Here is a 23015-nt window from a genome sequence, read left to right on the forward strand (position 1 = left end):
TTATTAAACCGTGTACCTATGTATAATAAGAATTGCGTTATTTATTTATGTTTATATGACTGACTGGTCAGTCACGGCAGAAAAGAGGTGACTTATCCTGAACCCAAAACAAATAAAATTAATTGAGGTAGGACTAGATTTGTTTGCTGAAAAGGGATATCATACGACATCCATCCAGGAAATTGCAAAAGCAGCAGGCATTTCGAAAGGTGCCTTTTACTTATATTTTCAATCCAAGGAAGATTTTATCACGTCTGCATTTCAATATTTTCACGAACAAATAACGAAACAATTGGAGCAAATAAAACGTACTAACGATGAGCCGAGTAAAAGTCTAGCAGACCAAATTACGGCAATCACAGAGTATATTCACGCACATAAAGGCTTTATTACCATGCATCTTCGCGAGGAAATTTCGATTAGTAATAAAACAGATCAGCTAATTAAACAAATGAAAACCGAAAATTTTCAGTGGATGAAGGACAGCATTTTAGCTATTTATGGAGAAAAGGTTAGCCATATATTACTCGATTGTATTATCCAATTAGATGGCTTAATAAATGGATACTTTAAGTGGATCATTATTGATGATATTAAAATTGACCGTTCAGAATTTGGAGCCTATATCGTTAGGAGGTTAGATAATCTTGTTCAATCGATGCTAGTAGAACAAGAAAATGCACTCGCTACGGTTGATCAAGATCCTGTTGGAAAACGAATGCAACAACTGGATATACCACAAATTTTATTGCAGTTGCGGGAGAAAATAAAAACATTACCGCTAGATCGGTCAAAGATAACCGAATTGAATCAGGTAGTTGATGAAATTGAAGTAGAAGCAAACAAGGATGAACCAAAAAAACTGCTTATTCAAGGGCTATTGGTACATTTGCAGCGGTATCCAGTTGTACACGATGAGTGTGAGCACTTAGCAGCCCGTTTCAATATGGAATTATTAGATTAATAAAAAGGAGCATGAACGATGAAAAAATTGATGATAATCGCAGGCATACTACTTATTGGTTTGCTTACTGCGTGTACGGAAGAAGACCAATCCAATGAGGAAGAACAGGAACGAGTAGCACCAGTTGAGATAGCTGAAGCTACAGAAGGGGATCTAGTTGTAGAAAGCTCCCTATTTGGGCGAACTGCACCAAATAGCATGACACCAATTATGCTACAAAACCCAGGGGAAATCGATGTATTAGAAGTAGAAGATGGGGATATGGTGGAAGAGGATGACTTAATCGCAACGATCCTTACCCCAGCCGGGAAGCAAAATGTGTATGCAGCTAAGGATGGAAAGATTGTAAACCTGGAAGCAGAAGAAGGCGCAATGGTTTCCAATTCTGATCCATTAGCAATGATTGCCGACATGGATACGATGAAGCTGCAATTTAATGTAACTGCAGATATGCTTTCTCATATTGAAAAAGGTGATACCTTTACAGCAATTATAAATGGAACGGAATATGAGGCAGAAGTATCAAAAGTTGGTCAAATGCCTAATGATACGGGATTATATGCCGTAGAAGCAAGTGTAGATAATGAAGAGGGCGATATAGTAACTGGCGTTGTTGCACAGATGAATGTACCTGTATCTCGTGTAGAAAATACCATTCTTGTACCAACGGCAGCCATTGTTGATGAAAGTGATGAAACATTTGTTTACATCGTTACAGATGATCAAGCAGTTAAAACCACTGTAACGATCAAAGAAACGCAGTCTGAGCAAACAGCAATTGAAGGTGACATAGCAGAAGGCGACCAAATTGTTGTAAATGGTCAGCTCTTGCTTTCTGATGGAACCAAGGTAGATATTATAGAAGAAAGCGGGGAATAGACAGTGAAGCTAGTCAGTACATCCGTAAAAAGACCAGTTGGTGTCATCATGATCGTACTAGCTATTATTGCACTCGGTGTTGTATCTCTCCGCAGTTTGGCAGTTGATCTTTTTCCGAAAATGGATTTGCCTATCGCAGTAATAGCAACATCTTATGATGACGCAGCACCACAAGAAGTAGAAAATTTAATCAGCAGGCCGATTGAGTCCGCTATTAGCTCTGTTGAAGGTATTGATACGATTCAATCCCAGTCTCAATCAGGGGCATCCCTTGTTGTTATGATGTTTAATAATGGCGTCGACCTCGATCAAGCATTGCTTGATGTTCGGGAGCGAGTCGACCAAATTAAAGGATTTTTACCACAAAGTGCTGGGGAACCAAACATCATGCGTTTCAATCCAGATCAAATGCCAGTTTTATGGGTTAGTTTGACTGGAAAAGAAGCAACCGCACTTACAGAAATAGCGGAAGACCAAATTGTTCCGTACTTTGAACGTCAAGGCGGTGTTGCATCCGTAACCGTTGAGGGAGCGAAAACACGTGAAATTCAGTTAATCCTGGATGAAGCTAAAATGCAACAATATGGAGTTAATCCACAGGTTATTATGCAAGCCTTGAATAATCAAAATCAGTCCTCCTCTGTTGGAACAGTAGAACGAGGAGATAAAGACTTACAGCTACGTGTGACAGGTACATTTGAGTCACTTGATGATATTGGAAAAACAGTTATTCAAACCCAAAGTGGAGCAACGATTCATGTAGAAGATGTTGTCGATGTACAGGATTCATATAAGGAATCGAATGGCTTAACCTTAGTAAATGGTAGCGAATCACTTGTATTATCTATCATGAAGAAAACCGATGGTAATACGGTTGAAGTTGCCTCTAATATAAAGGACGGAGTTGCAGATTTAAATAAAGAATTACCAGACGATATAAACCTAGATGTGGTTATTGATACGTCTGAGTTTATTGAGATGTCAATTGACTCTGTAGTAAAAAATATTTTACTCGGTGGAATCATGTCATTAATTGTGCTTTTGTTATTCCTAAAAAGCATTCGTGCAACGATTGTAATTGGGCTATCAATCCCAATCGCAATTATCTCTACCTTTACACTTATGTACTTTACAGGTGAGACATTAAATATCCTGACTCTAGGTGGATTAGCATTAGGACTTGGGATGATGGTGGATAGTTCAATAGTTATATTGGAAAATATTTATTCCTATAGACAACGGGGTTACAGCCTGAAGGAATCAGCGATTAAAGGTGCTTCGGAATTAGCACCGGCAGTTATTGCTTCGACTACGACAACATTGGTTGTATTTTTACCAATCGTGTTCGTTGAAGGAGTAGCTTCAGATATGTTTACTCCACTAGCGTTAGCAGTTGCGTTTTCATTAATTGCATCGTTAGTTGTTGCCTTGACATTGGTTCCAATGCTTTCTTCTAAATTATTATCAAAAGCAATGGAAAACCATGGACGTAGATATTGGTTCAATAGCTTTTTAGAGCGTGTTGGTAATGGCTATTCACGTGTTCTAAAATGGACGTTGAAACATCGTAAAACAACTGTTTCTGGAACAATTATAGCGATTGTTGCTAGTTTGGCTTTAACTCCATTGATCGGAGCAGAGTTCATCCCATCTGCAGACCAAGGTCAAATGCAAATTACAGTAGAAACAGAAACAGGGTCTTCCTTAAGTCATACGGAAGATATTGTTGAGAAAGTTAATGAACGATTAACTGGATATGAGGATTATATTGAAACCAATTATGTCAGTGTCGGCGGTGGAAGTCCAATGGCAATGGGTGGAGGTGGAAACTCCGCTACCTATATGATCCAGCTCATACCTGCTAGTGACCGAGATAAAACCACCACTGAAATCGTTCAAGAAATAGATGAGGATTTACAAGGCATACCAGGTGCAGAAATTATAGTAAGTGCATCAGATGCAGGTATGGGTATGGGAGATCCAATTCAAATTCAATTAAATGGACCAGAGCATGAAGTATTAAATGAGCTTGCTGAGGAAGTTGTAGCAGAAATACAAACCGTTAACGGTGTTTATAATCCAACAACAGCTGCATCAGAAGGTGTTCCACAAATGAACATTGTGATAGACGATGAAAAAGCAGTGATGTACGGATTAACACAGGATCAGATTTTAGGTCAAATTAGTCTACAATTTACAGGACAATTGGCAACTCAATATCGTGAGGATGGCCATGAGATGGATGTAACACTCCTGTACCCTGAAGGTCAGCGTAGCTCTATCAGCGATTTACAAGATTTAAAAATTACTACGCCAACAGGAGCGGTTATTCCGTTAGAGGAGGTATCTGATTTTCAAGAAATGCAAGGACCAGTTTCTCTATTAAGGCAAAATCAACAACCACAAATGAATATTACCAGTGATATTGTTGATCGTGATTTAGGTAGTGTTGTTTCTGATATAGAAGCGGCCCTTGGAAATATGCAATTCCCAGAGAATTATAATTACTCTATCGGTGGGCAAGCAGAAGATATGGCAGAATCATTTGCCGACTTAGCATTAGCGCTCGTATTCTCTATTTTCCTAGTGTACGCGGTAATGGCAATACAGTTTGAGAACTTCTTGTTCCCATTCATCATTATGTTCTCACTACCAGCTACCGTTGTTGGTGTTATGCTAGGCTTGTTTGTAACTGGTCTACCATTAAGTATTCCAGGCTTTATTGGAATCATTATGCTAGCCGGAATTGTTGTAAACAACTCCATCGTACTGGTAGATTATATTAATATTCTACGCAGAAGAGGGATGGAACGTTTTGAAGCAATTATTGAAGCAGGAAAAAGTAGGCTACGTCCAATCCTAATGACAACCTTAACGACGATTCTTGCGATGGTACCATTAGGTTTAGCATTAGGAGAAGGGGCTGAAATGCAACAACCATTAGCAGTAACGATTATATTTGGACTAAGTGTTTCAAGTATATTTACTCTAGTATTAATTCCTGTTGTCTATAGTATGTTTGACGATCTTACTAAAAAATTCGTAAGACGGAAGAAAAAAGAAGAAGTTGAAGTTGAATAAATAGATAGGAAAGCTCCCTATTAGGGGGCTTATCCTGTTTATAAGAGCAAGATTTTGGGAAAAATGATGATATTATCGGTAAAAATAGCTAAAATATCTAATAAATTCAAAAAAAAACTATTAAAACCTTGCTAAATATTGCCGATATAGTAAAATAGAAACATCAATAGAAAATTAATAGGAAAGGTTGATACATAATGAACAAAACAGAATTAGTAAATGCAGTAGCAGAGAAAAGTGAACTATCTAAAAAGGATGCAACTAAAGTTGTAGACGCAGTATTCGAATCAATTAGCGAATCTTTGAAAAACGGAGATAAAGTACAATTAATTGGTTTCGGAAACTTTGAAGTGCGTGAGCGTTCTGCTCGTACTGGAAGAAATCCTCAAACTGGGGAAGAAATCCAAATCGCTGCTAGCAAAGTACCTGCATTCAAACCAGGCAAAGCATTAAAAGAAGCAGTAAAATAATAGTGTAATTCATAATTGGGCTTTTCGCTAAGAATGTTTAGCGGAAAGCCTTTGTTTTGTGTATGAGACAAAAAGTTTATGGCTTTTACCAAGTCTAATGTATGCAGCGTAGAAATGGTTTCATATTTGCCAAAAAAGGTGTTCTTCTCGATAGAAGAACACCTTTATACGTTAACTTGTTTTTATTTTATAGTTGCCATGTCTAACAACGGTGTTTGGCATTTCATAGCCTAAGATTTTTGCTGCTTCTTTGGAAATTTCAACTAAAACACTGTTATCTCTTACAAGGAAGACCTTACCTTCACATAAATTGTCTTTTCGATCAAAGAGAATAACATCTCCGACACCTGCTCTTTCCATATCAGTTGTTGGTGCACTTTCAAAATTCTTCATCTTCTTCCATCCTTTCATATCGATCATTTGATAAGTTGAGGACATTTCAGGTTCATCATTCTTTCATATGCACTATCTAAATTATGTAAGCAATCTTTACGGAATGACTCTTCACAGACAAAATCATTGGAAATTTCAGATTTTAATCCTTCATAGATAGTCTTTATTACATCCATTTTAGATAAATGTTCTGCTTGATTCATTGTAATAGTCAATATTTCCTTTATTTCGTTTTCGAAATATTCGATTGTACCAAATAATACAGTCACTAGAACATCCACCTTTCAAATACTAAGCTTATGTAAAAGGGATATTCCTAAATCGGTATAAAAATATCCACCTTAATGGGGGTGGATAAAGATGTAATAACGTGTATCGCAATAACTATTTTTATCCGATCCGTTCTGGCAGTCCGACGATCATAGTCTAGAGACCTTAGACTCGTAACTTTGCGTCCTTACCTTTCAATAAGTTTGCCTTTTACATTAAGTTTTTACCATTATATTACTTTTGGTTTATATTTTCAATAAATTTCGTCTTTTTTAGACAATTTTACCCATGTGTGATGGGTAAAATGACCTAATTGATGGTTGTGTATTAAACTACAGATAGTAATGAACTCTTAAGAAACTTTCTTTACTCGTAGTGTTACTTTTCGAATGATTTGATTGGCAACCTCTGAAAACATTAAACCAATTGCAATACCACCAGCAAGTAACATTACTTTAGCTGAATATTGGACGGCATTAAAATAATCATTTACGACAAAGCTTCGCATGGCTTCATAGGCCATCCCACCGGGTACGAGTGGAATGATACCTGAAACAGTGAAGATAATGATGGGGGTCTTATACACCCTTGCAAAAATATGGCTAAATACTGCTACAAGCATCGCACCAAATACCGTTGCTGGAACTGAATCCATACCATTTTGGACAAGTATAAAGTATAAAATCCAACCAGCCATACCTACAAACCCACATTGTATTAATGACCTCCTGGGGGCATTAAAAAGAATCCCGAACCCCGCAGCAGCAATAAAACTCGTAATAAGCTGAGCAACAATACCCATAACACTAAACTCCTTTCAATCGACAATTTCCGACAAGTGCCTGTCACCCGCAAAATACGACAAAATATGACAAGTGACAGGCACCGACAAGACAAGGTTATAGAAAGGCGAGGACGGCGGCGATGCCTGCTCCGATGGCGAATGCGGTGAGGGTAGCTTCGACGCCTTTGGAGACTCCTGCTACGAGATGTCCTGCCATTAGGTCTCGTACAGCATTGGTAATATGTAATCCTGGGACTAGTGGCATAACCGCACCGATAATGATTTTATCGAGCTCCAGCCCTAATCCCGTTGTAATGAATCCCCATGCTAATAACCCAATAATAAGTGAAGCGAAGAATTCAGCAATAAAGCGAATCTCCACTAGTCGTTCAACGCTAAGCATGCCAGCAAATCCTATTCCCCCAGCAATACAAGCAGGGAGGAAATCTGTCCATGTACCACCAAACATGATGGTAAAACAACCACTAACAAGGGCAGCTGCTAGAATTTGTACTTTATTGGGATAGAAATACCGATTGGAATCCAATTTATTCAACGATTTTAGTGCCTCTTCTAATGACAGCTCATCGGCTACAATCATTCTTGAGATCCGATTTACCTCGGCAATTTTATATAAGTCAGTTGTACGCTTCGCAATTCGCATGAAATTAGCTGCTTCTGCTCGGTCAACGGAAAAGTTGATTCCTGTAGGCGTAGCATAGCTTTGTGGATTTTCAATCCCAAAAGCTTTCGCAATCCGGTCCATCGTATCTTCTACCCGATAGGTTTCTGCACTACATTCCAGCATAATTTTCCCTGCCAGCATACAAACCTTTGTAATTCTATTATGATTTTCCAATTTACATCCAACTTTCAAAACAACAATTTTCTCTGTAAATACTGCCAGTAAGATCCCCAATTTAACATCAGCGACTAGGAGGTGTTAGGGGGAACTGCTAGAGTATCTGATATGTATTAGAACATCAGTGGACCTTGCCATTGATTGAGGTTTTACTTTATCTCCATATTATAGTAGGAAACTTTACTTTAATAAAGTAAAAGAAAAAGACAGCTTTGTTATAGGGTGTTGTCGTATATAAGATGTAAAAAGAGAGGATCCATCAAAAACAGTGGAGCGGATTCTCCTTCCAAGCATAAATGTCATTACAATAAAAAAATCCTTCATCAAGAAGATGAAGGATAACGTACTGACAGGTTATTTTAAGGTGCCATCATCATTAAAGATACGATAGATATAATCGGTATCGCATTAATAAGGGCAACTCCTACCATTGCAAATGTAGTTACTTGTTCTTTGAGTTCTTCTGGAACACCAACAGATCGTTGTAAAAACACAAAAAATGATCCGATTACCATTGTTAAAATAACTATTATTCCTGGAATTAATAATTCATCTGTAGCTGCAACAGTCTCCATATTAGCTATGCCGAAAACAATTAATATTAGTGGAATAGCTTCACTAATTGCTGCCCCAATAAAAAAGTTCGTTTGCAGCTTGCCGATGTTCTCAGGATTCTCTTTTAATTTTTCTATATTTATCTTAAAGACAATGAGCATCGGTACAACAGCAAGTACTGCTGCTAAAGAAAATACGTAAGGACTCATTACAACACACTCCCAATTTTCGAATTATTTATAATAAACACTCAATTATTTTACCATATCATACCAATTGCCTCAATAATGATAATAGAAGAGCGAACCTGCCATCAAATTTGCAACCATGATTATCAGTAGCTATAATTTAGGCTACAATAGATACTATTAAGTATAATAGGAGAATGTCATGTTTTCATATATTGATTTAGCTATTGCATTTTTTATTGCACTCATTTCATCTTGGTTACTAACATATCCAGTAAAAAAATTAGCAATTAAAATTGGTTCGGTAGACTTTCCGAACCATCGAAAAATACATACGAAAGTAACGCCGAGAATGGGTGGCTTAGCCATTTTTTTAGGTGCTTTTTTAGGCGGGCTTTATTTACAGCCATACCACGAGCATTTGCCAGAGATTCTTATTGGAGCACTGGTAATTATTATTACAGGCGCATTGGATGACCGGTTTACCTTACGACCAGTTGCCAAGCTAACTGGACAGCTAATTGCTGCATCCTTTCTTATTTCGGGTGGCTTGATTATCGACCGAATTACATTACCGATATTTGGAATTATTGATTTGGGCTTTTTCAGTGTACTGATTACCGTATTATGGATCGTCGGTATCACAAACGCGATAAATCTTATAGATGGATTGGACGGGCTTGCGACAGGGGTATCCTCAATTGCTTTAATAAGTATTTTTATCATGGCAATCATTGATACTCAGGTTCTTGTTGCATACTTTTCTATCGTCTTAATTGGAGCTAATCTTGGGTTCTTATATCACAACTTTTATCCAGCAAAAATATACATGGGGGATACCGGTTCCAACTTTTTAGGATATATGATCGCGGTTGTTTCCATTCTTGGCTTGTTTAAAAATATCGCCTTATTTAGTTTTGTGCTTCCCATTATTGTACTAGCAGTACCAATCTTTGATACGTTGTTTTCCATCATACGCCGGGCACTAAAAAAGGAAAACATCATGATTGGCGATCAAAAGCATATTCATTATCAGATTCTCGCTGCTGGCTATAGCCACCGCAAGACGGTACTGATTTTGTACGGAATAAGTGCATTGTTTGGAACATTAGCAGTACTATTTTCAAACGCAACGATGACTACAAATTTAATTATTTTAGGAATTTTGCTGGTTTTACTACACATACTGGCGGAAATTGCAGGACTTGTAATGGGCGGGAAACGACCAGTGTTGCAAGCCCTTGGAAGGATGTTTAGAAGAAAAGCAAGAGAATAGGGTCAGGTCCCTTGTCCCATTTTCCGAATGGGACAAGGGACCTGACCCCAAATCATACAACCCAGTCTGGGGTATTTAGGGAGCATAATATTTGAAGTTCCTGTTCACGTTTGTTGGTATAGGAACTTACTTGAATCAAATCCTCATCCATTATTGCTGGATGTGTCATTACTTCGACTGATTTAACATTTAACTTCTGTAAATGATGGAATATTTTCTCATCCACTCCATCACCATAGAATCCAAGATATAATGTCTCTGTTAACAATATTTCAGGAAAATCTTTTAATGAATCAACATATCGAACTTTAACACCATACTCCTTTGCTAGTTTAACAACTACTTGTTTAAGCGGTTCCCAGCCATGAACATGATGATGGCTATCTATATGATGAAGGGGTAGGCCAGTTGCTAAAAAAGCTTCTATTTGTGCACGCCATTCTTTTTCTACCTGGTAAATATTTGGTGGGTCCATTTTGAGGAAGGTGTTTTTAAACTTAAATTCACCGTTAGGATCTAAAAGGTCACTAACATCCTTACTGACCGGCTTTCCCCATGTTAAAACAAGATGTATACCTACATGTAAAGAAGGGTGATTTTTTGCTTGTTTTACTGCATAATCTACTGCTTTTCCATTCATCATTAATGTTGTTGAATGGACAAGTCCTTTAGTATGTGCCTCCATGATTCCGTCAGTTATTCCTTTCGTCAAACCGAAATCATCTGCATTAAATAATACTTTCATCGATCATTCCTCCAGTTAGAATGTGAAATTATTCTTTGTTCGGCGGATAATTTCTCTCAATCATAAAGTTTGTTTTATCACCACGGAAGTATGAACGTGAAAATTCTACTTTATCTCCTTTGTCATCTTCAGCAATGGTTTCAATATAGAAACATGGTAAGCCTTCCTTGCATTCCAAGCGGGTACTAATAATTTCATCAGCTAGGGTGATTTCGATATGCTCAGTTGTCTTTGCTATATGAACATCAAAAGCGTTTTTTAGAGATCCATACAAAGAGACTTCTGCATGCTCTTGTGTAATTCCAGGTGCTACGTCCCAGGGAATATAAGATACCTCGTACTGTGTAGGCTCCCCATTTGCTCTTCGTATCCTTTCTATACGTTGGATAGGCTCTTTTGGTTTAACCCCTAAAGATTTTTTAAGGATTTCAGTGGCTGGAACAACATTGATTGAAATTAGTTCAATTTTTGCCTTTTTACCTTGTATCGCAATCTGGTCACTATAGCGTTTAACGGTACTCGAAAGGGTTTGTTTAACCTTTTGATCGGCCACGTACGTTCCTTTACCTTGCTTTCTATACAAATAACCTTCTAAAGTAAGCTGATTAAGTGCGGATCGTACAGTTGTCCTGCTCACATTAAATTCCTTACATAATTCTAGTTCTGGTGGGATTTTCTCCCCTTTTTTGTATTTATTCGACTTAATTCTATCTAATAATTCTTCTTTAATATAGGCGTGTAATGATTGATTTTTCTCCATCGTTGTAACTCCTTAACTAAATCTATATATAAAGTTTACAAGATAGTACAAATAATAACAACAAATAAAATTTGTCATTACAATTAAAGAAAATAAACAAAAATTTGTATAGACAATATAATATTTGTATGATACATTTTGTATAAAGGTATCAACAGGTGATTTAAACAAGAAGGAAATAAGTTATTTTTTTTGAAGGTAAAAATAAGCGCTTACATACCAGGAGTTAAAAATCTAAATGAACTCAACACATCATAAGGAGAGACCTATTATGTCATTAAAAGTAGTAGTAATTGGTGGAGGTTCCAGTTATACACCAGAGATTATTGAAGGGATGATTCGTCGTCATGATAGTTTTCCAGTGACGGATATCGTATTAGTTGATATTGAAGCGGGAAAAGAGAAACTAGATATTATCGGAAATTTAGCTCAGAGAATGATTAAAAAGGCGAAAAAATCTATTAATCTATCATGGACACTGAATCGAAAGCAAGCATTGGAAAATGCCGATTATGTTTCTACACAAATTCGAGTTGGTGGATTGGAAGCACGGGCAAAGGATGAACGAATACCGTTAAGTCATGGATTTATTGGTCAAGAAACTAATGGTGCTGGAGGTGCTTTTAAAGCATTCCGTACTATTCCAGTACTAATGGAAATTGCAGAAGAGATTCATACTATTTGTCCAAATGCATGGATGATTAACTTTACTAATCCAGCTGGAATCGTTACAGAAGCACTTTTAAAATATTCCAAGCACAAAAAAGTAATCGGTGTTTGTAACATTCCATTTAACATGCGCCATTCCGTAGCAGAAATACTCAATGTTTCACCCGAAAATGTAAGAATCGAATTTGTCGGCATGAATCACTTTGTTTTTGGCCAGAAGATATTTGTTAACGGGGAAGAGAAAACAGAAGAGGTTCTAACCAAACTAATTGATGAGAATCTCGATTACTCTCCAGCTAATATTGTGAACCTAGGTTGGTCCAAGACATTTATTGAAGCAACAAGACTTTTACCAAATCCTTACCACCAATATTATTTTCAAACCATTGATGTGCTTGAAAAGGATTTGAAAGCATACGAAGAACATGGAATAAGAGCAGAGGTAGTTCAACAACTGGAGGAATCTTTATTTGAGATTTACAAAAATCCAGAGCTACAGGTAAAACCAAAAGAATTAGAACAAAGGGGTGGCGCTTTCTATAGCGATGTTGCATGTAGTTTAATGGATTCCATCTATAACAATAAAGAGGATATTCAAACCGTGAACACCTTAAATAATGGTGCGATCTCTGATTTACCTGATGATGCCGTTATTGAGATCAATTCTATGATTACGAAAGATGGCCCAAAACCGATTGCTTTAGGGTCATTACCATATCAGGTAAAAGGAATTATTCAGCAAATGAAGGCATTTGAGGAATTGGTCATCCGTGCTGCAATAACTGGTAGTTATTATGATGCTTATTTAGCTTTTGTGATGAATCCATTATTAGGGGATGAGAAACGAAGTAAAGTTGTACTTGATGAACTTTTAGAAGCACATAAAGAGTTTTTACCACAATTTAAAAATAGGGGGAATTAAAAATGAATAGCAAATTTATGCAAAAATTTATTGAAATTGCTGGACGAATTGGTGCACAGCGTCATTTAGTAGCTATCCGTGATGGTTTCGTTGCAATTATGCCATTAATCATAGTTGGATCATTAGCTGTGCTAGTTAATAACTTTCCACCATTTGGAAAATTTGATTTTGTACAAATTTTAAATGGAATATTCGGAGATGGTAACTGGCAAGAAGTAGGTGGTTCCATTTGGAACGGAACCTTTGCAGTTCTTGGGTTATTAATCGCATTTTCCGTTGCATACAACCTAGCTAAATCCTATGAAACGGATGGATTAGGGGCTGGTTTACTCTCTGCTGCTGCTTATATTATGCTAGTTCCTGTTACAGAAGACTGGGGATTGAATTTTGCATGGCTAGGGGCGCAGGGACTATTTGTAGCAATAATTTTAGCCATCCTGGTAACAGAGCTTTTCCGAGTGTTAATAAAATCTAAGTTCACGATTAAAATGCCAGAAGGTGTTCCTGATGGAGTTGCAAAATCATTTAAGGCATTGATTCCATCGATTTTAATCTTAATAGTAATTGGGTTATTCCAAGCAATCATGAACGTATTTGCTGGTATGAGTGTTTTTGAAGTTATTTTTAATGTTATTCAACAACCATTACAGGGTCTTGGTAACACATTACCTGCTGCTATTGTTATTGCATTTCTTAACCATTTATTATGGTTCTTCGGATTGCATGGTACGAATATTTTAGGATCAGTTATTGAACCTATCTATCTACCATTAATCGAGAAAAATGCGGACCTTTTTGCTAACGGTATGTCAGCATTTGATGTGCCATATGTGGTAACGAAACCATTCCTTGATTCCTTTGTATTCATGGGAGGGTCAGGTACAACCATTGCATTATTGATTGCAATATTAATTGTTTTACGTAAACAACAGAAACATCCTTATAAAGAAGTTGCAAAGCTTTCTGCACCTGCAGGGTTATTCAATATTAACGAACCGGTTATTTTTGGTTTACCTATCGTGTTAAATCCTGTTATGTTAATACCATTTATTTTTGTTCCAGTAACCTTAACTATTATTTCTTATATTGCTATTTCAACAGGCTTGGTTCCTAAAACAGTTGCAATACTTCCATGGACAACACCACCAATTCTTAGTGGTTATCTAGTGACAGGAGGCAGCTGGCGTGGAATCGCATTACAACTTATTAATCTAACAGTTGCCGTAGTTATGTATATACCGTTTGTCATGGCAGGAGTTAGAGCATTAAAGCAACGTATGGAGGGTTAAACAATGACCGAAACAACAGAAGAAATGCAAATGCTATCATTTAACATCATTTTACATGCAGGTAATGCAAGATCTTTCGCAATGGAAGCAATCATGCTGGCAAAGGAGTATAAGTTTTCAGAGGCTAGAGAAAAAATTTCAGAAGCAGGTAAAGAATTTAATGAGGCACATCATATTCAAACCAAACTGTTACAAGAGGAGGCTAGTGGCAAACAAAATCAAGTTAGTATAATACTTGTCCATGCACAGGACCATTTAATGACATCGATGGCTGTCAAAGATCTTGCCAATGAAATGATTGATATGTATATAAAAATGCAACAATTGGAGGGGGAAAATTAATGAAAATAATTCTTGTTTGTTCAGCAGGTATGTCCACATCCATGCTCGTAAAAAAGATGCGTTCCGCAGCGGAAATGCGTGGAATGGATGTAGAAATTGAAGCAGTACCAGAATCACAGTTAAAGAATAATGTAGAAGGATTAGATGTCGTATTAATTGGACCACAAGTTCGTTATCTAGAGAAAAAAATAAGAGAATTTGTAGAACCAAAAGGCATTAAAGTAGATATCATTGATTCCATTGCATATGGAATGATCCAAGGTGACAAAGTATTGGAACAAGCAATTTCGCTGAATAACTAGGGTCAGGTCCCTTGTCCCATTTTCAAATGGGACGAGGGACCTGACCCCAAAACAAGAAAAACCACTCCATTTTAATTGATGGAGTGGTTTTTTTGTTGGATTTTCTGTGTTTTAACAAAAGATATGGTTTCACGCCACAAAAAACCAATCCATTAACCTGGTTCGATAGTCGCATCAAACGGCGGTGCATGTTGCATTATTGGGTTTTATTAACTATAAATGGTTGTTTTGCTTTTATTAATAGGGTATTATTTCCTATAAGGGTAATTTTTAGATTATTTCCCTTTTTAGAACTTATAAATTTAATAGATTTCAAATGAAATAGCAAACTCGTTGAAAGACGGGGGCGCAAAGCCACAGGTCTAAAGCAATAATTGCAATGACGGCTGGGTTGCCAAGTTGGATTTTTTAAGGGCATTCTGGCATAAGAATGCCCTTTTTTATTGTCGAGGATTCTACGACTGGCTTACTAAAAAGGAGGGATGTTTTGTATTGATAGATTTAATATGAAAAATGTTTGAGTGCGCACCTAAGATTACATCAAAGAACTCTCCTAGGATGATATATCAATTTATTTCATAACAACTATCAATGTTACTAGTGAACGATGAAAAAATTTTAAAAACAATTATCGGAAATTTTACACCATTTATACAATAGGAGAGATTTAATGTATAGGAATAAGTTTAGAAAAATTAGAACAGCATTTATTATTTTCATAACAATATTATTAATCTTTACTAGTATGCCATTAGCACCTCTTGCTGCTAGCGGGGAGCTTCGTCAGTTTGAATTACCTGGTGAAGCAGATTTTATGAATCCAGAATCGATTCTGGATTTTCTGCCGAGGACAGGTCAGGATCCTGTACCATTACTTAACCCGGTACAGGGGAATCAACCATTTTTGCCTTCTGCAATAGATGGGGATACAACACCTTCAGCGGCACCGCGGGATCGTATGTATGATGATACGGCAGAGGGGATATTATCACAATCCTTTGATCATCCTGTAGATTTAGTTTCAGGTGAATTGAAAATATCTGAAGTTGATCTCCTTTTACCTGGAATTGGCATGGATTATTTAGTAGAACGGACCTATCTACCAAACTCGGAAAAAGGTGACTTATGGCAATCAAGTTTATTTAATGAGCTTAGGATGTATGCAGAGTACCATATTGGTGAAACAAGGTTTGATGGAGGAGTTAATACTTATAATTTTGTCATTGGATCTGAGGATGGTTATATTACAAGCTATGATGATGACTCATTAATAAATTATGAATTACATAAAGGGACATATGTACCGTCAGAAGATGAATCGACACTAGAACGTATTGATCAGTATGAATATGTAGTGACCAAACCAGATGGTACGAAAATCACCTATTATGGATATTATGCTCCTTGGCGTTACAATACAGAAGATCCTGACCTTCCTGATTATCCAGATCAAGATTCAAAGCTAGGAAAAATGATTCGATATGAAGATAGAAAAGGGAATATCATTTCCTTTGATTATAATGAAAATGGAAATATTAACAAAGTAACGGATACAACTGGACACACCACTACCCTTAATTGGAAAGGTAACTTACTAGATTCTATGGAAGATCCTTTTGGAAGAGTAGTAAGTTATTCATATGATAGTTCTGATCGACTAAAGAAAGTAATTCAGGCTGACGGAAGAACGGTTAGCTATTCATATGATGGAGCAGATCGAATTACTTCCATAACAGATGATCAAAAGACAATGGAATTCTCGTATAACAGTAATAATCAAGTAACTAGTGTCCGTATGTATGGTAAGGAATACTTTAAATTATCCTATCAAGACGGAGTAACAATTGTTACGGATGCAGGGGATAACGTATGGAAGTATGAGCATAACGGAGAGCAACTAACGCGTGTAGTGAACCCGCTTAAAGAGGCTACCACTTATACGTACGAGGATGATTTACTAATTGGTATTTCCTCTCCACAGGGTACCATTAGCTATGATTACGATAACAAAGGTAATAAAGTGTCAGAAACCAATTTGGCAGGTGGAACCACAACCTATGTATATGATTATGATGATCCAAATACATGGGAGCAACCTGTAAAAATTATTGACCCTTTAAAAGGGGAAACTACTTTTGAATATGATTCACAAGGTAATGTTACTAAACGGACGGATCCAACTGGTGTAATCATGTCCTTTTCGTATGATGACAATGGCCTTCTAACGCATATGAAAGATGCGCATGATAATGTAACGAAAATGATTTATAACGATCAGGGATTTGTGGAAGAAGTAATTGATCCACTTGAATACAAAACTGCTTATACTTATGACAACTTTGGTCATGTATTAACTGAAAAGTTACCGAACGGTGTAACCTATGGATATACGTATGATGACCGTGGCAATGTTTTAACCAGTAGTGAAGGTGGTAAAGTTACCATAAATACCTATGATAGCTCTGGAAGATTAGAGTCGGTTAAAGATCCTATTAATCGTATAACAACCTATTCATACAATGATCAGGGGTTAGTAGACACAATCACAGATTCTACAGGTACAACGAAATATACGTATGATGATTTGGGTTACGTTGAAACCGTAAAAACGCCACAAGATGAAGTGACTACTTATACGAGAGATGCTCTAGGTCGCCCAGATATCGTTGAAAGATCTACAGAGACATTAGATTATGTATTTGGACCATTTGGCGTAACTAATGTAAAAATAACAAGAGGAGAAACGGAAGAAAGCTTTACTTATTCGTATGACGATCGTGGGAATGTAACTGGAATAGAAGATAATTTCGGACGTAATATCGCATTCTCTCATAATATTGAAGGTAAACGAACCAAATCTGTTGATCCTATTGGTCGAGTTAATAAATGGTCCTATGATGCAGCTGGACGGGAAAAAACATGGACGGATGCTAATGGGAATGTTACGGAATATGTTTATGATAATAATGGGTTATTGACTGATATTCTTCACCCAAATGGGTCCACGACAACATATGAGTATGATAACAACAAACGACTTGTTAAAAAAATATTACCAGATGAAGCAGTTGAAAGTTATGGATATGATAAAGCAGGCTGGTTAACGATTGAAACAAATGGAGCTGGTGAGACCAGCAAGTATGATTATGATGCACAAGGAAGATTAAAATATTACACGGATCCAGCTAAAGGAGTAACGGAATATAGTTATGATGATGCTTCCCGTGTTACCGCAGTAAAAGATGCGTTAGGTAATCATGAAACTTATGTGTATGATAATCTAGACCGTGTTATCGAAAATAAGGATTCAGCTGGTAGAACGGTGTACTTTGACTATGACGCTTATAATCGATTGACGAAAATGACAGATCGAGCGGGTCTTGAGCATCAATGGAATTTCGTTGAGGATCAAAATCAAGTTGTATATACACGTCCCGATGGTGAGGAAACGACCTATACTTACGATGTTAATAATCGTTTAATTAATATAAAGAACCCAAAAGGCGAAACAACTGAATTGAAGTACGATGATCGAGGACGCTTAACGGAACAAATCAATCCATTAGGAGAATCAAGTAAGTGGGTTTATAACGAATTAGATCAATTAATGGAAGAAGTGAATACGGCAGGTTATTCAACTACTTATACTTATGATGAAAAAGGCAGAGTAGAGAGAGTAACGGATCCGCTTGGACTAATCACTACCATTGAATATAACAACTATTATGATCTGCCAAAAGAAATTGAAGATTATCGCGGGGGAGTAACAAAATTCCAATATGATGCGATGGGACGAGAGGTTTCCTATACGGATGTAAAAGGAAATGTGTCTAGTCTAGATTATGATGGTATTGGTCGTGTTGAGGCTACTACAAATTCTTTAGGAGAAACCTATAAAATGCAATATCACCCTCTTGGTGGAATGAGTCAAATGACGGATCCGGAAGGTGGAATATGGGAATGGTCGTACGATTTATTAGGGAGAATGAAAACACAAAAAGACCCAGAGGGAAATGTGACGCAAACAGATTATGATGCAGCTGGACGATTAGTCTCACAAACTGATGCTCTAGGAAACGTATACGAGTGGTCATATAATGCATTTGATCAGATTAAATTGGAGACCGATCCACTTGGAAATGAAACGGTTTATACGTATTCGGAATTTGGCGAATTGGAAACCGTTACGGACGAACTTGGAAATATCATAAGTTATGAATATGATGAACTTGGAAGACCAATTGAAGTAACAGATCCAAGTGAAGCTACTACAGAATATGAGTATGATGCGATTGGACAAGTTGTTAAAATAACTGATGCCCTTGGCTATACGAATAAATTTGACTATGATTCACTTGGAAATATAGTGGAACAAGTAGATGCGTTGGGAAATGCAGAAACGTTCACCTATGATGCGTACAGTCGGGTAACAAGTAAAACAGACTTTCGTGAGAATACGACTACTTATGTTTATGATAATAAAAATGGCAGGACAACAATTACCAATCCATTAGGTGAGGTAACAACTTTAAGTTATGATAGTTTAAATCAATTGGAGTCTATTACCGATGCTGCAGGTGAGACAACGACCTATGAATATGATGCAGCTGGTCGTATCATATCCGAAACAGATCCACTGGGGTATTCCAATCAAATGGAATATGATGGACTGGATAATGTGATAGCTTTAATAGATGAGAACAACGAAAAAATATCCTATGAATATGATCAAGTTGGAAATCTATTAAAAGAAATTGATCCTTTAGGAGATACAACTACTTACACGTATGATGCAAATTATCAAGTGAAAAAAATCGTGGATGCACGTGGAGGAATTACCGCATATGATTATGACGTCCTTGGTAATATAACTACGCAAACCGACCCTGAAGGTGGCGAGTGGAATTTTACCTATGATGAACTAAGTCGTTTAACTGAAACAACAGACCCTTTAGGAGATAAATATAAGTTTACGTATGATAATCTTGGTCGAGTGATAGAGGAAACAGACCAGGCAGGATTTACAACGCTCTATAAGTATGACGAGTTAGGTCGTATGACGGAGCAAATTACAAATGATAGTGGGAAATGGGAATATGAGTATAATCCAAATGGGTGGCTTACTAGCATTGTAGACCCATTAAAAGGGAAAACAACGTATGAGTATGACGCAAATGGTAACTTAATCAAGGAAGTTGATCCACTAAAACGAGAAGATAAATATGTTTACGATGAATTGAATCGCATGACGAAGTATATTGACGCTTCCGATTATGTTACGAAATGGGATTATGATGAAATAGGTAATTTGGTTGAAGAGACAAATGCTCTTGGAGAATCTATTACGTATGATTATGATGCATTATCTAGATTAATAGAAGAAAAGTCTCCAAGTGGTTCAACATGGAAATATGAATACGATCCTACTGGAAACTTAATTAAAGAAATTAATCCATTAGGAAATGAAACTAATTATGACTATGATGCAACGCATCAATTGGTAAAAGTAACAGATGCTCTAGATGGAGTTACTAGCTATCATTATGATCAAACAGGTAATTTAACTGAAATTATTGATGCGAATGGAAACACTCGTAAATGGGTATATGACCTTAATGCCAATGTTATAGAAGAAATAGATGGGTTAGGTAATGTTCATTCCTATGCCTATGACTCAGCTGGTCAATTAGTAGAAGAGATAAACAGGAACGGTCAAACGATTAAATATGACTACACACCTCGTGGTGAAGTTGCAGAAATTAATTTAGATGGATTTAAACAAGAGTACAAATATGACGAGCTAAGTCGTCTTACTTACATGAAGTCTCCAGATTCAGAGGATTCCTTCAAGTATGATGCACTTGGTAGAATAATCGAACAGATGAATCATAATGTAGAAAAGCAATTATTCTTTAACTATGATGCGGTTGGTAATATTACAAGTATGACGAATAGTGAAGACCGTACGATTTCCTATAATTATGATTCACGTAACCTTATGACTTCTATAACAGATCCTGATGGTGAAACTAGTAAATATAGCTACGATGCACTTGGTAGAATTGAACAGCAAGATTTGGCTAACAACAATCAAATTAAACGAACCTATACAGTAGATGGTCAACTTGATAGTATTGAAAATCGTAACCATGACGGGGTAATCTCAACATTTACCTATGAGTATAATGATGCTGGGCAGCGTGCGAAGCAAATTGAAGAAGATGGATCTACCACAACTTACAGTTATGATGCCTTAAACCGTTTAACAGCTGTGGATTACCCGTTAGACAAAATGTATGAGAGGGAGCCTGAATTTCCTGAAAATCGAAAACACCATAGAACAAATGATGAACAGAATTCACTTGCATTAGAGGCTCTTAATGAAGAGGATGTCAAAGCAAAAACTTCTTCCAATGATGCAGATTCAATATATGATAACCAGGAACTTGAAAATGTAGGTGAGGCTGTTTCAACTGTTGAAAAGACATTAGATGAAGACGAAAAAGTTAAACTTGAAGAAAAGGAGCAACATGAGAAAGATAGAGATGTACAAGGCAACCGAGATGTAGTAACAGATACTAATGATTCAGAAGTAGATAATCAAGATCAAGAGGCAGGTTTCTTTAAAAAAACATGGGAAAATATTAAAGAATTTTTTCAAAAAGTTTGGGAAGGAATTAAAACTGCTTGGAATTGGTTTATTGGATTATTTACATCTACTGCCTCTGCAACACCAAAAGATCCATTCTTAAAGCAAAATGGTGTGGGAAATGGTTCTGATAAAGGTAAGGAATCGGATCAAGCAATAGAAAATAATAAAGAACAAAATATCCAGCAAGAACAAACAGAAGAAGTAGATAGTTCTAAATTATACGGGAATGTGAAACTTGGTGCAGATGAAGGTATTGATTCGGAAGGATTTCCAGAAGAACCGAAATACATGGTTGAACCGGTAGACTATGTAGAATACACATATGATGCTGTTGGAAACCGTTTGACTGAGACAGCTGATGGAGAAGTAACGAATTATTACTATAATGAGAACAACCAACTAGTCAAAGCTGGTGACCAATCGTTTGAGTATGACGAAAATGGAAATATCATACAGGAAACAAGTTTATTTGAACAACGAACGTACACATATGATGCGGCTAATCGATTACGTACAGTTATGTTCGGTGACAACAGCTATGTAACTTATGGTTATGATGGCCTCGATCGTAAAGTAACTCGTGAAAGTGGTATGTGGCGTTCACTTGGTAATCCATATAAAGATGGACATCCGGGGCAAGGAAAAGGATTAGAGAAAGATAACCCAGGAAAAGGCAATGATAAGGACAATCCTGGAAAAGGAAGAGATAAAGAAGATCATCCAGGTCAGGGAAACGCTTGGGGACTTTATAAGCATGGAGAAGGCAAAGAAAAGATGGAAGTTGTAGAAAATCGCTACTTCTATGAAGGGATGAGCCATCTCGTGCACAAGGAGTATAGTCCATCCGGATCACCATATGCAGAATACTACATCGGTGCAAACAACCAAGTGGTATCGCAAAAAATGTTCGGTTATCATGGACGAAGTATTCCAGGCCATGACCCAAGTATGAAAACAACTGGTGGCATGATGTATTATCATTATGATGGAATGGCTACGGCAAGTGAGCTAACCGACCGCCACGGAGATGTAATCCAAAGCTATCGACATGATGCATTTGGTGGTCTTGTAAACGGTATTACGGCGCCTTATAATACAACAAGCTATACTGGTCATTCGTATGATCAAGATGTAGGCTTAATCGATATGCAGGCCCGTATGTATGATCCATCGACTGCTCGATTCTTACAGGAAGATACGTATGCGGGAACGTTGGATAATCCGTTAACACAAAACCGTTATTCTTACGTGATGAATAATCCGTTGAATTATTGGGATCCAACGGGACGGACGGCAGAGGAAATCCCGTCAGAAGTAATTCAAAAAAAGGATTTTTCTGTCACGTTAACTGGTGATGAAGCAGAATTTGGTATTCGAGAAACGTGGGAATATAATTTTCAAGACTATGGGTCTCACACCAATAATCAAAATTATAGAGAAGTAGTTGGCGAACGCGACATAACACTGTATTGGGATGAAGTCACAACAGAGACCTGGTATTACCAAGCAGTCCTTAAAGGATATTTTGATGAGGAAGGGGTAGGTCATACCGATAATATCTCGAAATCAATAGAGTATAGTAGGGTAGACACCCGACCAGGATCTGTAGTAA

General features: G+C 37.0%; 17 protein-coding genes and 2 riboswitches. Of the genes, 10 read left to right on the forward strand and 7 right to left on the reverse strand.

Going from position 1 to position 23015, the window contains the following annotated elements; all coding sequences use genetic code 11:
- Positions 1 to 121: 121 nt before the first annotated feature.
- The 4 genes from GMD78_RS15175 to GMD78_RS15190 all read left to right on the forward strand — a co-directional run bounded on the left by GMD78_RS15175 (position 122) and on the right by GMD78_RS15190 (position 5394).
- Positions 122 to 964, forward strand: coding sequence for a TetR/AcrR family transcriptional regulator (locus GMD78_RS15175; protein ID WP_343042359.1), 843 nt, complete (start codon positions 122 to 124; stop codon positions 962 to 964).
- An 18-nt stretch (positions 965 to 982) separates the two neighbouring features.
- Positions 983 to 1843, forward strand: a complete 861-nt coding sequence (locus GMD78_RS15180; protein ID WP_155669777.1) for an efflux RND transporter periplasmic adaptor subunit — start codon at positions 983 to 985, stop codon at positions 1841 to 1843.
- A 3-nt stretch (positions 1844 to 1846) separates the two neighbouring features.
- Entirely contained in the window at positions 1847 to 4924 is a 3078-nt protein-coding gene (locus GMD78_RS15185; protein ID WP_343042357.1) for an efflux RND transporter permease subunit, read from the forward strand.
- A 197-nt stretch (positions 4925 to 5121) separates the two neighbouring features.
- The gene (locus tag GMD78_RS15190) at positions 5122 to 5394 is read left to right on the forward strand and encodes an HU family DNA-binding protein (RefSeq protein WP_155669779.1); all 273 of its coding nucleotides are present in this window, start codon (positions 5122 to 5124) and stop codon (positions 5392 to 5394) included.
- 171 nt (positions 5395 to 5565) lie between these two features.
- On the opposite strand, the gene GMD78_RS15195 is transcribed toward GMD78_RS15190, so the two are convergent.
- The 5 genes from GMD78_RS15195 to GMD78_RS15215 all read right to left on the reverse strand — a co-directional run bounded on the left by GMD78_RS15195 (position 5566) and on the right by GMD78_RS15215 (position 8467).
- Positions 5566 to 5787, reverse strand: a complete 222-nt coding sequence (locus GMD78_RS15195; protein WP_246187671.1) for a DUF2187 family protein — start codon at positions 5785 to 5787, stop codon at positions 5566 to 5568.
- A gap of 23 nt (positions 5788 to 5810) precedes the next feature.
- Positions 5811 to 6056 carry a hypothetical protein gene (locus GMD78_RS15200; RefSeq protein ID WP_155669781.1) on the reverse strand — a complete coding sequence of 82 codons (246 nt, stop codon included), beginning with the start codon at positions 6054 to 6056 and terminating at the stop codon, positions 5811 to 5813.
- Between the two features lie 134 nt (positions 6057 to 6190).
- A riboswitch (cyclic di-GMP riboswitch) is annotated at positions 6191 to 6275 on the reverse strand.
- A gap of 134 nt (positions 6276 to 6409) precedes the next feature.
- On the reverse strand, positions 6410 to 6859 hold the full coding sequence (locus GMD78_RS15205; RefSeq protein WP_155669783.1) for a threonine/serine exporter family protein: 450 nt from the start codon (positions 6857 to 6859) through the stop codon (positions 6410 to 6412).
- Positions 6860 to 6956: 97 nt separating this feature from the next.
- Positions 6957 to 7700, reverse strand: coding sequence for a threonine/serine exporter family protein (locus tag GMD78_RS15210; protein ID WP_425495060.1), 744 nt, complete (start codon positions 7698 to 7700; stop codon positions 6957 to 6959).
- Between the two features lie 362 nt (positions 7701 to 8062).
- A complete protein-coding gene (locus GMD78_RS15215; protein WP_155669785.1) occupies positions 8063 to 8467 on the reverse strand; it encodes a hypothetical protein in 405 nt (134 codons plus the stop codon).
- 181 nt (positions 8468 to 8648) lie between these two features.
- Here GMD78_RS15215 and GMD78_RS15220 point away from each other — a divergent pair, with 181 nt between their 5' ends.
- Positions 8649 to 9722, forward strand: a complete 1074-nt coding sequence (locus tag GMD78_RS15220; RefSeq protein ID WP_155669787.1) for a glycosyltransferase family 4 protein — start codon at positions 8649 to 8651, stop codon at positions 9720 to 9722.
- Positions 9723 to 9774: 52 nt separating this feature from the next.
- On the opposite strand, the gene chbG is transcribed toward GMD78_RS15220, so the two are convergent.
- The gene (chbG, locus tag GMD78_RS15225; protein WP_155669789.1) at positions 9775 to 10467 is read right to left on the reverse strand and encodes a chitin disaccharide deacetylase; all 693 of its coding nucleotides are present in this window, start codon (positions 10465 to 10467) and stop codon (positions 9775 to 9777) included.
- Positions 10468 to 10495: 28 nt separating this feature from the next.
- Positions 10496 to 11227, reverse strand: a complete 732-nt coding sequence (locus GMD78_RS15230) for a GntR family transcriptional regulator (RefSeq protein ID WP_155669791.1) — start codon at positions 11225 to 11227, stop codon at positions 10496 to 10498.
- Positions 11228 to 11498: 271 nt separating this feature from the next.
- Here GMD78_RS15230 and GMD78_RS15235 point away from each other — a divergent pair, with 271 nt between their 5' ends.
- From GMD78_RS15235 to GMD78_RS15255, 5 genes are all read left to right on the forward strand, one after another.
- The gene (locus GMD78_RS15235) at positions 11499 to 12818 is read left to right on the forward strand and encodes a 6-phospho-beta-glucosidase (RefSeq protein WP_155669793.1); all 1320 of its coding nucleotides are present in this window, start codon (positions 11499 to 11501) and stop codon (positions 12816 to 12818) included.
- Positions 12819 to 12820: 2 nt separating this feature from the next.
- Positions 12821 to 14107: a PTS sugar transporter subunit IIC gene (locus GMD78_RS15240; protein WP_196493840.1), complete on the forward strand. Its 1287-nt coding sequence runs from the start codon at positions 12821 to 12823 to the stop codon at positions 14105 to 14107.
- Between the two features lie 3 nt (positions 14108 to 14110).
- Positions 14111 to 14449: a PTS lactose/cellobiose transporter subunit IIA gene (locus GMD78_RS15245; protein WP_155669795.1), complete on the forward strand. Its 339-nt coding sequence runs from the start codon at positions 14111 to 14113 to the stop codon at positions 14447 to 14449.
- Complete coding sequence (locus tag GMD78_RS15250; protein ID WP_155669796.1) at positions 14449 to 14751, forward strand: PTS sugar transporter subunit IIB; 303 nt, start codon at positions 14449 to 14451, stop codon at positions 14749 to 14751. The genes GMD78_RS15245 and GMD78_RS15250 overlap by 1 nt, the downstream gene beginning before the upstream one ends.
- Before the next feature lie 313 nt (positions 14752 to 15064).
- A riboswitch (cyclic di-GMP riboswitch) is annotated at positions 15065 to 15150 on the forward strand.
- Between the two features lie 271 nt (positions 15151 to 15421).
- A partial coding sequence (locus GMD78_RS15255) for an RHS repeat-associated core domain-containing protein (protein ID WP_155669798.1) occupies positions 15422 to 23015 on the forward strand: 7594 nt, incomplete at its 3' end.

Origin of the sequence: Ornithinibacillus caprae, assembly GCF_009728145.1 — a bacterium.
Taxonomy (GTDB): Bacteria; Bacillota; Bacilli; order Bacillales; family Amphibacillaceae; genus Ornithinibacillus; species Ornithinibacillus caprae.

Bases quoted from the DNA above. Each gene is read 5' to 3' on its own strand.
- GMD78_RS15230 (WP_155669791.1), bottom strand. From the start codon at position 11,227: ATGGAGAAAAATCAATCATTACACGCCTATATTAAAGAAGAATTATTA.
- GMD78_RS15250 (WP_155669796.1), top strand. From the start codon at position 14,449: ATGAAAATAATTCTTGTTTGTTCAGCAGGTATGTCCACATCCATGCTC.
- GMD78_RS15180 (WP_155669777.1), top strand. From the start codon at position 983: ATGAAAAAATTGATGATAATCGCAGGCATACTACTTATTGGTTTGCTT.
- GMD78_RS15215 (WP_155669785.1), bottom strand. From the start codon at position 8,467: ATGAGTCCTTACGTATTTTCTTTAGCAGCAGTACTTGCTGTTGTACCG.
- GMD78_RS15235 (WP_155669793.1), top strand. From the start codon at position 11,499: ATGTCATTAAAAGTAGTAGTAATTGGTGGAGGTTCCAGTTATACACCA.
- GMD78_RS15205 (WP_155669783.1), bottom strand. From the start codon at position 6,859: ATGGGTATTGTTGCTCAGCTTATTACGAGTTTTATTGCTGCTGCGGGG.
- chbG (WP_155669789.1), bottom strand. From the start codon at position 10,467: ATGAAAGTATTATTTAATGCAGATGATTTCGGTTTGACGAAAGGAATA.
- GMD78_RS15240 (WP_196493840.1), top strand. From the start codon at position 12,821: ATGAATAGCAAATTTATGCAAAAATTTATTGAAATTGCTGGACGAATT.
- GMD78_RS15195 (WP_246187671.1), bottom strand. From the start codon at position 5,787: ATGAAGAATTTTGAAAGTGCACCAACAACTGATATGGAAAGAGCAGGT.
- GMD78_RS15245 (WP_155669795.1), top strand. From the start codon at position 14,111: ATGACCGAAACAACAGAAGAAATGCAAATGCTATCATTTAACATCATT.
- GMD78_RS15220 (WP_155669787.1), top strand. From the start codon at position 8,649: ATGTTTTCATATATTGATTTAGCTATTGCATTTTTTATTGCACTCATT.
- GMD78_RS15190 (WP_155669779.1), top strand. From the start codon at position 5,122: ATGAACAAAACAGAATTAGTAAATGCAGTAGCAGAGAAAAGTGAACTA.